The 14,450-nt window shown below is 41.8% G+C and carries 14 protein-coding genes; 6 read left to right on the top strand and 8 right to left on the bottom strand.

The annotated features are described in order from the left end of the window. Positions 1-607: 607 nt before the first annotated feature. Positions 608-1,213, bottom strand: coding sequence for an exopolysaccharide biosynthesis protein (locus V7K48_RS01290; protein ID WP_335068850.1), 606 nt, complete (start codon positions 1,211-1,213; stop codon positions 608-610). 131 nt (positions 1,214-1,344) lie between these two features. Continuing rightward, positions 1,345-2,229 carry a lipid kinase gene (locus V7K48_RS01295; RefSeq protein ID WP_335068852.1) on the bottom strand — a complete coding sequence of 295 codons (885 nt, stop codon included), beginning with the start codon at positions 2,227-2,229 and terminating at the stop codon, positions 1,345-1,347. Between the two features lie 371 nt (positions 2,230-2,600). Between V7K48_RS01295 and V7K48_RS01300 the strand changes: the two genes are divergently transcribed. Then, the gene (locus tag V7K48_RS01300; protein ID WP_335068854.1) at positions 2,601-2,723 is read left to right on the top strand and encodes a hypothetical protein; all 123 of its coding nucleotides are present in this window, start codon (positions 2,601-2,603) and stop codon (positions 2,721-2,723) included. A 329-nt stretch (positions 2,724-3,052) separates the two neighbouring features. On the opposite strand, the gene V7K48_RS01305 is transcribed toward V7K48_RS01300, so the two are convergent. Then, positions 3,053-4,570, bottom strand: coding sequence for an ABC transporter permease subunit (locus tag V7K48_RS01305; RefSeq protein ID WP_335068856.1), 1,518 nt, complete (start codon positions 4,568-4,570; stop codon positions 3,053-3,055). 261 nt (positions 4,571-4,831) lie between these two features. Here V7K48_RS01305 and V7K48_RS01310 point away from each other — a divergent pair, with 261 nt between their 5' ends. Further along, a complete protein-coding gene (locus tag V7K48_RS01310) occupies positions 4,832-5,587 on the top strand; it encodes an amino acid ABC transporter ATP-binding protein (protein ID WP_335068859.1) in 756 nt (251 codons plus the stop codon). A gap of 71 nt (positions 5,588-5,658) precedes the next feature. On the opposite strand, the gene V7K48_RS01315 is transcribed toward V7K48_RS01310, so the two are convergent. Both V7K48_RS01315 and lipB read right to left on the bottom strand, forming a co-directional pair. After that, positions 5,659-5,859: a hypothetical protein gene (locus V7K48_RS01315; protein WP_335068861.1), complete on the bottom strand. Its 201-nt coding sequence runs from the start codon at positions 5,857-5,859 to the stop codon at positions 5,659-5,661. A gap of 182 nt (positions 5,860-6,041) precedes the next feature. After that, complete coding sequence (lipB, locus tag V7K48_RS01320; protein WP_335068863.1) at positions 6,042-6,734, bottom strand: lipoyl(octanoyl) transferase LipB; 693 nt, start codon at positions 6,732-6,734, stop codon at positions 6,042-6,044. A 617-nt stretch (positions 6,735-7,351) separates the two neighbouring features. On the opposite strand from lipB, the gene hpf reads away from it, so the two are divergent. Further along, positions 7,352-7,999 carry a ribosome hibernation-promoting factor, HPF/YfiA family gene (gene hpf, locus V7K48_RS01325; RefSeq protein WP_335068865.1) on the top strand — a complete coding sequence of 216 codons (648 nt, stop codon included), beginning with the start codon at positions 7,352-7,354 and terminating at the stop codon, positions 7,997-7,999. Between the two features lie 123 nt (positions 8,000-8,122). On the opposite strand, the gene V7K48_RS01330 is transcribed toward hpf, so the two are convergent. After that, on the bottom strand, positions 8,123-8,584 hold the full coding sequence (locus V7K48_RS01330; protein WP_335068867.1) for a peroxiredoxin: 462 nt from the start codon (positions 8,582-8,584) through the stop codon (positions 8,123-8,125). Positions 8,585-8,703: 119 nt separating this feature from the next. On the opposite strand from V7K48_RS01330, the gene V7K48_RS01335 reads away from it, so the two are divergent. Further along, complete coding sequence (locus tag V7K48_RS01335) at positions 8,704-9,831, top strand: acyltransferase family protein (RefSeq protein ID WP_335068869.1); 1,128 nt, start codon at positions 8,704-8,706, stop codon at positions 9,829-9,831. 443 nt (positions 9,832-10,274) lie between these two features. Continuing rightward, positions 10,275-10,958: a CAP domain-containing protein gene (locus V7K48_RS01340; RefSeq protein ID WP_335068871.1), complete on the top strand. Its 684-nt coding sequence runs from the start codon at positions 10,275-10,277 to the stop codon at positions 10,956-10,958. Positions 10,959-11,317: 359 nt separating this feature from the next. Here V7K48_RS01340 and V7K48_RS01345 read toward each other — a convergent pair whose 3' ends face one another. Both V7K48_RS01345 and V7K48_RS01350 read right to left on the bottom strand, forming a co-directional pair. Continuing rightward, complete coding sequence (locus V7K48_RS01345) at positions 11,318-12,703, bottom strand: carotenoid oxygenase family protein (RefSeq protein WP_335068873.1); 1,386 nt, start codon at positions 12,701-12,703, stop codon at positions 11,318-11,320. Between the two features lie 98 nt (positions 12,704-12,801). Beyond that, positions 12,802-13,368: a PadR family transcriptional regulator gene (locus V7K48_RS01350; RefSeq protein WP_335068877.1), complete on the bottom strand. Its 567-nt coding sequence runs from the start codon at positions 13,366-13,368 to the stop codon at positions 12,802-12,804. A 499-nt stretch (positions 13,369-13,867) separates the two neighbouring features. Between V7K48_RS01350 and V7K48_RS01355 the strand changes: the two genes are divergently transcribed. After that, positions 13,868-14,281 carry a hypothetical protein gene (locus V7K48_RS01355; RefSeq protein ID WP_334975908.1) on the top strand — a complete coding sequence of 138 codons (414 nt, stop codon included), beginning with the start codon at positions 13,868-13,870 and terminating at the stop codon, positions 14,279-14,281. The last annotated feature ends 169 nt before the right edge of the window (positions 14,282-14,450 follow it).

Consider the following 14,450-nt stretch of genomic DNA (forward strand, 5'->3'; position numbering starts at 1 on the left):
ATACCTAACTAATAAACTAAATTCGTATTATTGCGGATATCCGAGCAGAGATATTAACAGAAACTTTGTGTATCTAGAGGAAATTTGGGATAATTGTAAAATTACTGTGAAGTTGGTCAATGATTACCTAGTCAAAAACCGCAGGTTATCCTTGTTGAGACTAGTACTATTTTTGTAGCTAAACGAAATCAATTCCATAGCTATCCATTTTTTTTTAAATTCTTCCTGATATAGCAAGAACTAAGGCGGATATATAAATAGTAGATGCACCTTAATTAAATTACAGCCCTCAGCTTTTAGTTGAGGGCTTTTTTTATTGCTGATATTTTTTAATTTAGAAATAAAATAAATTTTCTTAAAAGTCTAATTTTCCCGGATATGGTAATTAATAAAGTGGATTAAGAAATGGTAGATGCACCTTAATTAAACCATAGCCCTCAGCTTTTAGTTGAAGGCTTTTTTATTGATGATATTTTTTAATGCTTGAAAAAAATAACTTTGTATACAAGTTAAATCTGCCCGGATCTGGCAAGAAATAAGGCGGATTAATAAATGGTAGATGCACCCTAAAAAATTACAGCCCTCAGCTTAAAGCTGAGGGCTTTTATTATTTAAATATAGATGGCAGCAAACTGGGAGCTAACCATACTGCATAACCAAGAAATCCAAACAGCAAGGTAATCAGAACAGTAATGCCGTAGCTGATGCAAATTAATAAACCGTCAGATTCGACGGTGGCAACAGTCAAAAGTAAAATACCTACAGTGGGGATGGGATTTGTAAACGGAATTGGTAATATTAGTAATATTGTTAATAAAGAGATACAAAGCCCATTAATTCGCCAAATCAAAGGATTATTAGCTATTTTTGCCAATCGGGGACGGGCTATTTTCTGTAAAACTTTGGTAAGACGTCCCAAATTTTGCAAAAGTAACTGGGCAAAGGGACGAGGAAATTTGTAGTTAGCGATTCTTTTTGGCAGCCAAGGCGATCGCCTCCCTAAAATCATTTGCGCTGACAATAGTAAACAAGCACCACCAAAAGGGCCAGTTAATCCTGGTGGCATCGGAAATAAAAAGGGCAAAACTAATAATGTAATTACTATGCAGAACCCTCGTTCTGAGGTTTCCACCAGAATATCACCTAGAGTCAGCGGTTGTTCAGCTAGGCGTTGCAAAAGGGACTTTATATCTTGGGAAAATCTCAGATGCATTTGACGTGAGTTGATGCGAGTTCCCATATTTTTAGCAGAGGGAGATGGGAGAGAATAACTCCTAACTCTGCCAATTTTGAATTTTGGATTGAAGGAAAATCTAAAATCTAAAATTTAAAATTGAATGACTCCTAACTCCTAATTTCTGGGGATACTAAAACAGCTATTGCTTTAGGTATAACCCGAAAATGAGCAGGTGTGTAGGTAGTGATTTCACCATCTGTATTGATAGGGCGCGGTTTGCGAGTATATACCTCTATTTCTTGACCTTGAAGAGAGCGTACACTTGGCCAATGTATATGTCGCCCTTCTCGCATCGCTGGGAATATAGGTATAATATGCAGCCAGTGTTTTATCTCTAAGCTATAAAGGTCTAGCCTTTGGTCATCTATTGTGGCATCGTGAGCCACTGCCATGCCACCCCCGTAATAGCGGCCGTTACCCACAGCAATTTGCACTGTTTTCACGCGAACTGATTCACCATTGATCACAATCTCCGCAGTAAAAGGTCTAGCTTCCCAAATCACTTGCAATGCAGTGGCGGCATAAGCAAATATTCCCCAACGGCGTTTGACTTGTTTGGTAAGTCGCTGGGTAATTTTTACACTCAATCCCAGACTGGCAACGTTAAAAAAGTGCTTGCCATTTACCCAACCCAAGTCGATGCGGTGTAAATTTCCATAGGCAATAATTTTGCAAGCTTCGCTGAGAGAATTCGGGATTTCCAAAGTTCTCGCTAGGTCGTTGGCAGTTCCCAGAGGCAAGATTCCCAAAGGCAACTGAGTATCAACTAAAGCATCGACTGCGGCATTGAGAGTCCCATCTCCTCCACCAATAATTACCAACTCAACTTGATGCTGATAGCGAAGTATAACTTCAGCAAGATGTTTGGAGTCTTCTGTAGACTCCTCAATTAAATCAAAACCGAATGTCTTCAGATATTGAATTGCTTCTGACAAACCCTTTTGCCCTTGGCGGGCATGACGATTTACTAACAGCAGTGCGCGGGAACTCATGGGTAGTACCTTTTGTAGTTGATATGTCCAATTATCCGCATCCATGTATTCTGCTTGAAGTTGCTATAAAAAAGTGTTTAAGGTGTTATAAGCAGTCATCAACAATTCATTTCGTCAATGCTTATGATGTTGTGGTTATTAATTTTTCATTTCTATTTTATCTATTTTATCTTTATTAGTCCTCAGTGTGTTACTCCTCAGTCAATATAATTTTTACTCAATAAATGACTAGATTTAAGTATTTTTATTTATAAAATAGAGATTTTTGTCAATATTATAATATCCAGAAAATAATATCAAACAAAGAGATATTTTTTATTGGCTTAGATACATATTTGTAGATTAAATTTGTATAAATACTATATCTAGAGATGATGCAACACGAAGCAAACCTGCATAAAGGTTTGCACAGTGGTCATGTGCGAATTGCAGCTTTTTGCAGCGTCGCCACCCATTTATTACCAAAAGCGATGCCTACGGCGGGCTACGCATAAAGAATTCAGTGAAGCAACTGGCGTGCAACTTCTAGTCATTCGGGTTTAGTACAGCATTTCATTAATTCGTAGCGAATGAAATTTGGTAATACCGTGCAATGCCAATGTGTCAGCTTACATTGTTAATGCGTCTGCTGCATTGTTAATGCGTCAGTTTACATTGTCAATGCATCAGCTGCATTGTTAATGCGTCAGCTTACATTGTTAATGCATCGGCTGCATTAAAAACGCTACATTTTTACACAAAACTGTACTTAGTGCTTACTCTAAAAGTTAATTGACATTAGCAATCCTAAATTAAAGGAAGTCGGAAAATTACTGAAAAATTATTAGGTATCGTACTTCCTTCGCCGTTTAACTGGATTCATCCACACTTCTAAGCGACTAAATGCCTGTGAAAAAAGTAACGTCAAGCACAGATATACCAAAGCTACAGCTGCATAAATTTCAAAAGCGCGATAGTTGTCGGCGACAATTAGCTGTCCTTTACGAAACAATTCTTCAAAACCAATCACTGCAACTAAGCTTGTATCTTTCAACAAACTGATAAACTCATTACCTAAAGGTGGAATCATTCGCCGGAAAGCTTGGGGAAAAATTACAGAACTCATTATTTGCACGGAACTTAAACCTAATGATTGTGCTGCTTCTGCTTGTCCTGGTTCAATTGATTGAATCCCAGCACGGACAACTTCGGCAATGTATGCACCACTATTCAAACTTAAGGCAATTACCCCAGCTACCAAACGATCAAAAGTAAATGTCAAACCAAGTTCTTGTAAAATTGCCGGGAAACCAAAGTAAATCATAAAAATTTGCACCAACAAAGGCGTTCCCCGGAAAAAATCCACATACGCCCTCGCCACCCAACGTAAAGGTGCAACATGAGAAAGGCGAGCAATACCAATCAGGCAACCCCCAATTAAACCAAACACTACAGAAAGTATCGTCAATTGCAACGTTACCAAAGCTCCCTGTAATAAAGTCGGAAAAGCCTGTAAAATCACACCAATTGAGGTAAATATTTTAGGTGTACCAGCGCTAGTCTGGTTCTCAAATGGTGATTTAACTGGTAATGATGGCGGCTTAGTTTTAAACCATTTTTGATAAATTTGGGAATAAGTGTTATTTTTCAGTACCCTATCCAAACCGTTGTTTATTAATGCCAAATTCGGCGAATTTTTAGCTGTAGCAATCCCGTAAAATTCCTCCGTCAGCAATTGCTGTACTATCTTAATTCCCTTGAGATTACCCGTATTAATAGCATATAAAGTTACTGGTGCATCATTGATTACCGCATCCACATTACCATTGAATAATTCTTGCAGAGCTAAAGGTGCTGAATCAAAACTGCGAATTTGCACTCCAGGAATACTCTTAGCTTTTGCAGCCCCAGTTGTACCAATTTGTACTGCAATTTTTTTATTTTTGAGACTGTCAAAGCCAGTAATATTTTGATTATCTGCACGGATTGCGATCGCTAACCCAGCTTTAAAATAAGGGCGGGAAAAAGAAATCGTCTTCGCCCTCTCCTCTGTAATCGTGATCGAACTAATCGCTGCATCTACTGTTTTAGCTGCCAAAGCTGGGATAATGCCATCAAAAGGTATACTCTGAAATTCCGCTTTAAAGTTAGCAGAGGAAGCGATCGCATTCATCAAATCAATGGAAAAACCCTGTAACTCACCACCTTGTCCTTTAAACTCAAAAGGTGGAAATGCCGGTTCCGTAGCAACCCGTAGAGTTTTCCCCGCAGTAGAATTCACCCCACAGCCAGCCAGTAACAAACAGCTAAAACCTACAACCACACACCAGCGCAGCCAACAGATAAAACTAAATTTAGCCATATTATTTTCTCTCCTTCTCTGCGCTCTCTGCGCCTCTGCGGTTCGTTCAAGTTATATCTTGCAACTGTCCAATCTCCCATCAAAAAATAAATTTATTGGCTAATAGCTAAAGTCTACTTAACTAGACTAAAACCCTTACTTAGTCTTCTAAAGAAGACTTGAGCTATTAGCCTCAGAATTCATTCTGAGGCGTTTTTTAGGACTGCTGCGCGTCTACGTTAAAAACACTACAATCAACTGTAGAACAGCTTGGCATAAGTAATGAACAATACCATCCCCGCCATTATTTTTGACAATATCGAAAAAAACTTTGGTTCCTTAAAAGTCCTCAAAGGAATCACAGGCGAAATCAACCGGGGAGAAGTCGTTGCAGTTATCGGTTCCTCCGGCTGTGGTAAAAGTACCCTACTACGCTGCTTTAACCGCCTAGAAACTATTGACAACGGGCGTTTAATAATCAACGGTATCAACTTATCCCGACCCACTGTCAACTATAACCAACTGCGGCAACTACGAACACAAGTAGGTATGGTTTTCCAACAGTTCAACCTGTTTCCTCATCTCAGCGTCTTGGAAAATATGACACTCGCCCCTCGTAAAGTCTTGGGTAAAACACCGAAGGAAAGCGCCCAACTAGCGAGATTGTATTTAGAAAAAGTTGGCTTACATGACAAAGCCTCTGCTTATCCCGAACAACTTTCTGGCGGGCAAAAGCAACGAGCAGCGATCGCCCGTAGCTTATGTATGAATCCCCAAATCATGCTATTTGATGAACCCACTAGCGCTCTAGATCCCGAACTCGTCGGCGAAGTTTTGCAAGTGATGCAGCAATTGGCAGCAGAAGGGATGACAATGGTGGTTGTCACCCATGAAATGCAATTTGCACGGGAAGTAGCCCATCAGGTGATATTTTTAGACAAAGGTATTGTCACAGAACAAGGCCCAGCCTATGAAATACTGACCAATCCGCAGAGCGATCGCCTACGTATTTTCCTTAGTCGGCTCAACGTTAGATAGTTAGGAGTTAGGAATTAGGAGTTGGGAGTTGTCAATTAAAGGTTTTTTCATAACTCATAACTCATAGCTATTTAAAGGTACTCGCGCAAGAAATCAAAGGGATCATCTTCCCAACAAGGTTCAGGTATCAGCCAAAGCAAACTACAGCTGATGTCGGCTTCAATTTCATCACCGTCGTCTCTATCAAATAGTTCTATCAAAGCTGTCCAATCACGTTCTCTCAGAAACATTAACGATGGGGCATATACCTGGAGATTATTTGAGTAATTCACGCGCAAAGTTGTACTTGACAGCTGTATAAATTAGTATAGTAATTTGTAAATAATCAGATTTTAGCTTTGATAACCGCAGTTAAATAGTTATTTTGATACTATTAAATATGGACTACTCTTATAAGTGTCTCACAATTTAAATAGCACTGCTATAGTATTTATTAGATAATTACAAGCGGAATTTACTCAGACCGGAAAAATCCTTGAGACTGCGACTCAACTAATTCCACGTCAAAGACTTCCGCAAAGGACTGTGCTACATAAAAACGCACTTCTTGGCAGGTGATTCCTGGAATCCATTCGGCTAAACTGCCTACAGGTTTATCAGAAATACCGCAGGGTACAATGCGCTCAAAGCCTGTCATGTCTGGACAAACATTTAATGCAAAGCCGTGCATTGTAATCCAACGGCTGACTTTAATCCCAATAGCCGCAACTTTTCGCCCTTGTAACCAAACGCCAGTAAAAGCCGGAATTCTTTCTCCCTGCAATTCATAAACTGCCAATACGCGAATAATTACTTCTTCAAGTTGCCGTAAATACCAATGGAGGTCTTTACGATAACGTTGCAGATTTAAAATAGGATACCCCACTAGTTGACCGGGACAATGGTAAGTAACTTCACCGCCGCGTTCAACTCTATGCACATCATATTCACCTTTGTCAATATCAAATTTGAGAAAATCTGAGTTGGCTCCTTGCCCCAGAGTGTAGACAGGTGGATGTTCTAGCAAAATTAACACCTCATCTAGACTGGAGTCATGAATACGCTCAGTCAGGAGCGATCGCTGCCATCCATGAGCTTCTAAATAAGGGATTAATCCTTGGTTATACAGTAAACAACGGTTTTTGTGTGGTTTTTTACTATGGATCATGCCAAAAATCAATTGGGATTGGGAACGAAATATATTTCAAGTTACAAGATTTGAGTCAACAATTGTCAAGCTTTGCAAAGGATTTTAAAGGAAAGTCAAGGGAACCTGCATTAGAAAAAACAAAGTGCTAGCTTGAATATTAACCTCAATAGGTTTTAGGAGGAATTCTCTGCAATAAGCATCACGCCAAGACAATAAGAACGAATGTACTGGCTGATGACTCTAATACCATTGTTTGCATTTAACAGAATCAAACTTCCATAAAGACTTCTATTCTTGCTCAACAGCAAGCAAACCTCAATTGAACACACAAGGAGCAACTATCAACAGTTTTGTAAGCATTCCTTTAAAGGAGAAGGTAGTCACGGGAGCTACCCCTCAGATTTCCTCACCCAAGAGTTTTATGTGGACATCCAATTGGATATCAGCGCAGAGATGAGGAGGTAAATCAAGGGTATACTTGACAACAACTTAGATGCAGAAAGTTTAGAGACAGCTTACCAGTAGTACATACAATATAGTTCATAATTTGTTTTGGCGGGAATAACAGACCTTACCGCAACTTCTTTTCATACAAAGCAAATTCACACATCCAAATATTCAGCGGGAGAGTTTACATGAAGCTTGTCATCCACAGCAAAAATATTGAAATCACCGATGCAATTCGTGAGTATGTACATCAAAAGATTGAAAAATCAGTTAGTCACTTTCAGAGTATTACAAATGAAGTGGATGTGCATCTTAGCGTAGCCCGTAATCCCCGAATTAATCCTAGACAAGCAGCTGAAGTAACAATTTATGCTAATGGTAGCGTTATCCGTGCTGAGGAAAGCAGCGAAAGCCTATATGCCAGCATTGACTTAGTTGCAGATAAAATTGCCCGTCAACTGCGAAAATATAAAGAACGGCGTCAAGACCAGAAGACTCAAGCCCAACCAACAGAAGTAGTTGTTGCAGAGTCTGTAGTCACAGATTTAATTGGCGATCGCACCCCGGAATTGCCCAACGAAGTTGTTCGCACCAAATATTTTTCCATGCCGCCGATGACTCTTGCAGAAGCCTTGGAACAACTGCAACTCGTGGGACACGACTTTTATATGTTCCGCAATTCTGAAACTGGAGAGATTAATGTAATTTACGAACGCAACCACGGCGGTTATGGTGTGATCCATCCCCGCAATGGTAACGGTCATACTAACGGCAAGAATGGCAAGTCAACCCACACTAATATTGTCATGCCAGAAAAGTCACACTCGAATAAATAGGGAGTAGAGAGTCGGGAGTGGGGAGATAGGCAGAAATAACTCCAAACTTCCTGTACAGACGCGATTAATCGCGTCTCTACTCCTAACTCCTGCACAGACGCGATTAATCGCGTCTCCTAACTCCTACTTAGCCGCAAGTTGTTGCAAAGTTTTCAGCGCTTCTTCAACATGACCTTTAAAGTTAAACATTGAATCAAAGACGTATTGCACAACTCCCTGTTGGTCAATGACGTAAGTAACGCGACCAGGGAATAAGCCAAAGGCTGCTGTTGCGCCATATAGCTTCCGCACTTGGTTGCCTTTGTCAGTTAACAGCGTAAAAGGTAGATTGTACTTTGCAGCAAATCGCTGGTGAGATTCGCTGGAGTCAGCACTGACGCCGACAACTTCAGCACCAGCGGTTTTAAACACTTCATACTGATCGCGAAAGGCGCAAGATTCAGTCGTACATCCGGGTGTGTCGTCCTTGGGGTAAAAATATAGGATAACAGCTTTTTTGCCGCGAAAATCTTGGAGGCTAACTGTTGAGCCGTTTTGGGCAGGTAGAGTAAAATTAGGAGCGGTATCTCCAACTTTGATTGCCATAGCGAGTGATGGTAATGACTTAACAAAATTTTAACTTGTATTCGAGTCTATAAATTTTGCTTGCTTACCTGCATCAAGCGGGGTAGCTTAGATACTCATCTAATATTAAAATTCCACCTATGCGCCTGACTTCACTGGATGTTTTTCGCGGCATTACCATCGCTGGAATGATTCTCGTCAATATGGCGGGAGTTGCAGATGATGTATATCCTCCCTTAGCCCACGCCGATTGGCACGGTTGCACACCAACTGACTTGGTATTTCCCTTCTTTCTGTTCATTGTCGGTGTGGCGATGACTTTCTCGTTGTCAAAGTACACTGAAGGTAATAAACCAACCTCAACTGTTTACTGGCGGATATTGCGCCGTGCTGCCATTCTTTTTGCCTTGGGATTGCTACTAAATGGCTTTTGGAATCAGGGTATTTGGACTTTTGATTTGAATAGCATCCGAATTATGGGGGTGTTACAGCGCATTAGTATTACCTATCTGCTGGCTTCTTTAATAGTTCTCAACCTCCCGCATAAAGGTCAATGGATACTGGCAGCAGTGCTACTCATCGGCTACTGGCTAACGATGATCTATCTACCAGTGCCCGATTATGGTGCGGGAGTTTTAACGCGGGAAGGTAACTTTGGCGCTTATATTGACCGCCTGATTATTCCCAAAGCACATTTATACAAGGGTGATGGTTTCAACTTTATGGGAGATCCAGAGGGACTTTTCAGTACTATTCCTGCGATAGTAAGCGTCCTCAATGGCTACTTTACTGGACAATGGATACGCAGCCAACCTGTACAGTCACGCACAAGTATAGGCTTAGGATTATTTGGAATTGGTTGCTTAATTATCGGTTGGGCGTGGGGGTGGACATTCCCCATCAATAAAAAGCTGTGGACAAGTTCCTATGTAATCTTCACCAGCGGTTGGGCGTTACTTTTGCTAGCAGCTTGTTATGAACTTATTGAAGTCCGGTTGAATCGTCGCTGGAGTAAACCTTTTGAAATTATGGGCTTAAATGCGATCGCTCTTTTCGTTCCATCCGTTTTGTTGATTAAAATCTTAGTGAAAACCACTATTGGCACAGGCAAAGACGCTCCCAGTACCTACAATTGGATTTACCAGAATTATTTCGCATCTTGGGCGGGAGTCCTGAATGGTTCCCTGTTATTTGCCATAGTCACTGTGTTGTTGTGGTGGGCTGTTGGTGTTCTGATGTATCGACAAGGTTGGTTTCTCAAAGTGTAATATGATATCCGGCAAATCACCCGTAATATGTCGCTTCTCTTTCTCAGGACTTAGGCACAGGTAACGGAAAATTGAACCACAGAGGACGCAGAGAAGCCAGTGCGTTGAGCGGGTTAAGAGACTTGTTCGCTCTTAGCGTTCCCGTAGGGTAGCAACTGGCGCGACACGGAGGAATCAGAGTTTGAGAGGTTTTTTGCATAAGTCCTAGTATTAAGTAATCAATTTTTAACACTCAAGGAACAAAGACTATCGCAGCGTTATCTATACTCTTGATCAACTCATTTCCGTTCTTCTTAAAGAACTGATCGAAGTTCTGATGTCTGACAACAAGCCGCTTTTCAAATTCTGAATAAAGAAGCGTCTACAAACTTCTCTGTGTATTGAAAATTCTTATTTATTCTAATTCACTAAATTAATCCATAGAAAAAATTGTGAGGTAATTAATGCATCGCATTAGATTTTGGGTATTTTTGCTACTTACCCTAATATTCGGCTGCTCAAATCAAGTGTTTCAATCTAACCCAGCAGTAGTTAAACCAGCCAGTCCAACTTTATTAGCAAAAGCAAGTTACCTTTCACCGTTGGAACAACAGGTAATTGTTGAAACAAATAAAGTACGGACGAATCCCAAAGCATATCTCCCGATTATCGAAAAATATAGAAAGCGCTTCCAAGGGAATCAAGTCAAAATTTCTAAGAATCGCTATTTGCGAACTCAAGAAGGAGTTGAAGCAGTCGATGAAGCGATCGCATTTCTGAAATCAGCACGTCCTGTGGGAGCGTTGAGTGCCTCTAAAGGTATGTCTTTAGGAGCAAAAGACCATGTTAAAGACCAAGGCCCAAAAGGTGCCACAGGTCATGATGGTAGCGATGGTAGCAACCCCTTTACTCGCATCAATCGCTATGGTGCATGGCAAACAACCGCAGGTGAAAATATCAGTTATGGCCCAAACACTGCCCAAGATATCGTTATGCAGTTAATTATTGATGATGGTGTGCGCGATCGCGGTCATAGAAAAAACATTTTTAACGGCGCTTTTAAAGTGTCTGGCGTTGCTTATGGAACTCACAAATCATATAGAACAATTTGTGTAATTGACTACGCTGGAGGGTATAGGGAAAAATAATTTGAGGTTAGGAATATACTTGGCTATTAGAAAGATACTGTTGGTCAATTCTCTCTTTTGTTAAACCCTTCACCTCTAAAACCCTAGTTTAGTGTCGCTTTCCCGCCCTGCAATAAATTACGGGCTAATAGCTAAAGTACGTTTCAACGCACTGAAATTCCAGAAATTAAGATGGCTTGGGGTTGATGAGTTAGACCCCCTATCAATTCGCCAACAGTATCTTAGGAATTGCAGCTACACAAACAGGAGCTACACCTGCGTGGGCTAAGAGAAAATAAACAAGGGGTGAAATCCCCTTGTTTTAACCCGCGCAGACGGGTAAAGCCCCGTGTATATGTGGTTTCTAACCGCCTATTTAGCTATTCCTGTGGAACCCAAGCACCATGAAATCCATAAGGCACCCGTTGAGGAATTATCACCCGTGCTACAGGTTCAGCGGTCACATCTTGGGCATTCACTACTACTAATTCTGAAGTGTTTGAATTGTGATCGTGGAGGAAAGTCACAAGCCAACCATCATCCTCAGCAATTGCACCAGGACGCGGCGCAAACACAGCTTCACCACCATAGCGCCCCTGTGCGAATTTATGGATTTGGGACTGTCCACTGCTGAAGTCGTACTTAATTATCCCTTCAAATAGAGGCAGGGGACTATTCGCCATTTTGTTGGTGTAGCCATATCGGGTTTGTCGCCCCAATAGATTTTCGTTGACGCGGGGAAATTCTGAAGCTACATCGTCTAACATTTCTTCACGCACTGTCCCCGTACTGAGGTTAAACCGCCAGCGATACAAACGGGGGATATCTACTTCTGGATCGTTGGGTTGTGAATCACTAGAACTCAAAACACCAGTAGAACTCATCCGACAGGCAATCAGCACTACTTCGTCTCCCTCTTCGTAGGCGTTAAGCGTATGGAAGACGTAGCAAGCAGGACTCTCAAACCAGCGGATATTACTGTTGTCACCGTGACGTGGTAAAATGCCAAAACGACTGGGGCGATCGCGCTCAAACATCATCACAGGTTCTCCGCGTTGCGCTCGCTCGGCGCTAAAAGTCAGCGGCAAATCCATAAAAACTGTGTAGTTTTCAGTGATGGCGAAATCGTGCATCATCACTCCTATTGGCAGGTCAATTGGCACTGTCCGCAACAGTTCGCCTTGTGCTGAAACCACACTATATTGCAGGTACGGTGGCGTAAACACAGAGTAGCCAAAGAAGATCATTTCACCCGTCACCGGGTCTACCTTGGGATGGGCTGTGAAGGCAGAAACTAGCTTGCCATTATAGGTGTACTCGCCAATAGTGTCTAATTCAGGAAGCTTGATGGCGTGAGGACTACCTCCCTCATTTAGCGCCAACATCTGACCAGCGTGCCACACTAAAGCAGTATTGGCGGTGTTTTTGCGGGGGCCGTGGGGGTTATCCATCTGCCGTGGTTCCAACAACCCACTCCAGAGAGCCTTACCCGCTTCTCGTTCTTTTTTCCATCCGGCTGTTTGGACGTAGCGGTTACGATAAGTAGCTACGCAGTTGCTAATTCGCACACCATGCAACATCCCATCCCCGTCAAACCAGTGATATTCACCAATGGGTGCCCATTGAGGGTTAGGGCCATTTCGGACAAACATCCCGGATAGGTCAGAGGGTAATTCACCAATGACTGGCAATTTGTCGGTGGTGATTTCTTCATGGATTGGAGCAAAATTGTGATCGAGATACGGATTGACTGCTATTGTTACCATTGTTTGATTTATGATAGTTACAGAAAAACGAGCTAGAGCCAATCATTCTAGAGAAGGCGGCTAAAAAGAAATCCCGGTAGCTTTACTATTAGGAAGTGTCAAAGAATCTGGTAATGTGATGCATATGGCTTTTGGTGATTGATAACACTGATCGCTATCTTCAACCAATCAATATAAATCTGTTCTCTTCGGATCACCAACTCCAGCACGAGCCTTTGCATCACTTGCTCACGGTTGGCAGACTCATCACCGACTGATGGCAAATCGATAGTTTCACATTCAACAAGCTTTTTGCTTCGAGCCGTCACTTGTTGCTCCAGTAGGTGAATAATGGTTTCATTCGACAACTGATCTGCAAAATGCAACTGGAGGAGCAAAGGTTCTCGGATAGTTGGCAAGGGCTGATGAGTCCCAAGCCATCGAACGAATTCGGCTTTCCCCGGCTCCGTCACACTGTAGACTTTGCGGTTGGGGCGATCGTGCTGAATCTCAATTTTACAGATAATCCAGCCTTGCTCAACTAGCTTATCGAGAGTTCTGTAAATTTGTGCCTGGTCTGCTGGCCACAAATGGGCAATACATTGATCAAAGCAGCTCGTTTTGAGGTCATAGCCCGTCATTTCTTGCTGCTGAAGAAGACCTAGAATTACATATGCTAGGGACATTAAGACAGTTTTCCCATAATTGACATTTTCTCGATAGGTTCTACACTATATACTTGTTATAAGTTTATGCTAATATATGATTAATCGAATATAAGATATAACGGCTATAAAAAGATATGTTGACTATAATGCTTCTTAGCAAGGAAACCAAATATATGAACTGAGGTTGGGCAGATGGCTAATGGTGCTATTTGCACAAGACAGTCAGGAAGTGGCAATGGATGTTGAGTGCCGCTCTCATACCCCTACAATACAAGCAAGTTACGTGAAGCGTCTTGTTGGCGCAGCTCTCGTAGAGAAGATGAAGGGAAGGGAGAAGGAGAAGTTCTGATCAGAGCGGCAAGCCTCTTGGTGAGCGTCTACGCCACCATTGGATATGCTATTCATCGCTAGCGTATCACTCAACAAACCAGTTGTTGGCTACAGTCTATTCGTGATGAATACGACGCAGAAATTATTTAGGCCATCGAAGACTATTGTAACGAAAGGATGGATAACATTGACTTCTAACACACTTTCACAAAGAATACGTCAACATCAATATCTGCGTGATTTACGAAATAAATTACTCCACCTTCACAAGATGTTGCTAGAGACAGAACGCATTGCCTACGAACAGGTTAGTGGACGAGTATCAAGCGGAGAACTACTTCAGCTCGTCATCGCTCATGAACAATTTGCTTGGCTACATCGCATTTCTGAGGTGGTTGTGCAAGTTGATGAAATGCTCGAAGCAGATGAACCGATAGCGCTGGACAATTTTGAAAAGTTGATTGCTGATGTCCGCACGCTGATTGTACCGTTAGAGACGGGCAATACCTTCGAGAGAAAGTATTACAACGCTCTCCAGCGGGAACCTGGTGCTGTGTTGGCACATGCGGAGATATCAAGATTTCTCATGACTAAGGTTTAAGAGTAACTGAGAGCAATTTTCAATAGCCACACAGCAGATTTTATCTGAATTGACCACAGTAAGTAGGATAGGCATTGCAATGCCTATCCTATTATGACGAACTGTTGGCTGTAGTCTACGTAATTTAAAACCGCTGTAATACCTAACTTTTCACAGGAAGTCCTGTTGT

This window comes from Nostoc sp., from assembly GCF_036919615.1.
Taxonomy (GTDB): domain Bacteria; phylum Cyanobacteriota; class Cyanobacteriia; order Cyanobacteriales; family Nostocaceae; genus Nostoc.

What these genes read in the sequence shown, in the direction of transcription:
- V7K48_RS01290 (WP_335068850.1), bottom strand. Translation starts at nt 1,213, where the DNA reads ATGCATCTGAGATTTTCCCAAGATATAAAGTCCCTTTTGCAACGCCTA.
- V7K48_RS01295 (WP_335068852.1), bottom strand. Translation starts at nt 2,229, where the DNA reads ATGAGTTCCCGCGCACTGCTGTTAGTAAATCGTCATGCCCGCCAAGGG.
- V7K48_RS01300 (WP_335068854.1), top strand. Translation starts at nt 2,601, where the DNA reads ATGATGCAACACGAAGCAAACCTGCATAAAGGTTTGCACAGTGGTCAT.
- V7K48_RS01305 (WP_335068856.1), bottom strand. Translation starts at nt 4,570, where the DNA reads ATGGCTAAATTTAGTTTTATCTGTTGGCTGCGCTGGTGTGTGGTTGTA.
- V7K48_RS01310 (WP_335068859.1), top strand. Translation starts at nt 4,832, where the DNA reads ATGAACAATACCATCCCCGCCATTATTTTTGACAATATCGAAAAAAAC.
- lipB (WP_335068863.1), bottom strand. Translation starts at nt 6,734, where the DNA reads ATGATCCATAGTAAAAAACCACACAAAAACCGTTGTTTACTGTATAAC.
- hpf (WP_335068865.1), top strand. Translation starts at nt 7,352, where the DNA reads ATGAAGCTTGTCATCCACAGCAAAAATATTGAAATCACCGATGCAATT.
- V7K48_RS01330 (WP_335068867.1), bottom strand. Translation starts at nt 8,584, where the DNA reads ATGGCAATCAAAGTTGGAGATACCGCTCCTAATTTTACTCTACCTGCC.
- V7K48_RS01335 (WP_335068869.1), top strand. Translation starts at nt 8,704, where the DNA reads ATGCGCCTGACTTCACTGGATGTTTTTCGCGGCATTACCATCGCTGGA.
- V7K48_RS01340 (WP_335068871.1), top strand. Translation starts at nt 10,275, where the DNA reads ATGCATCGCATTAGATTTTGGGTATTTTTGCTACTTACCCTAATATTC.
- V7K48_RS01345 (WP_335068873.1), bottom strand. Translation starts at nt 12,703, where the DNA reads ATGGTAACAATAGCAGTCAATCCGTATCTCGATCACAATTTTGCTCCA.
- V7K48_RS01350 (WP_335068877.1), bottom strand. Translation starts at nt 13,368, where the DNA reads ATGTCCCTAGCATATGTAATTCTAGGTCTTCTTCAGCAGCAAGAAATG.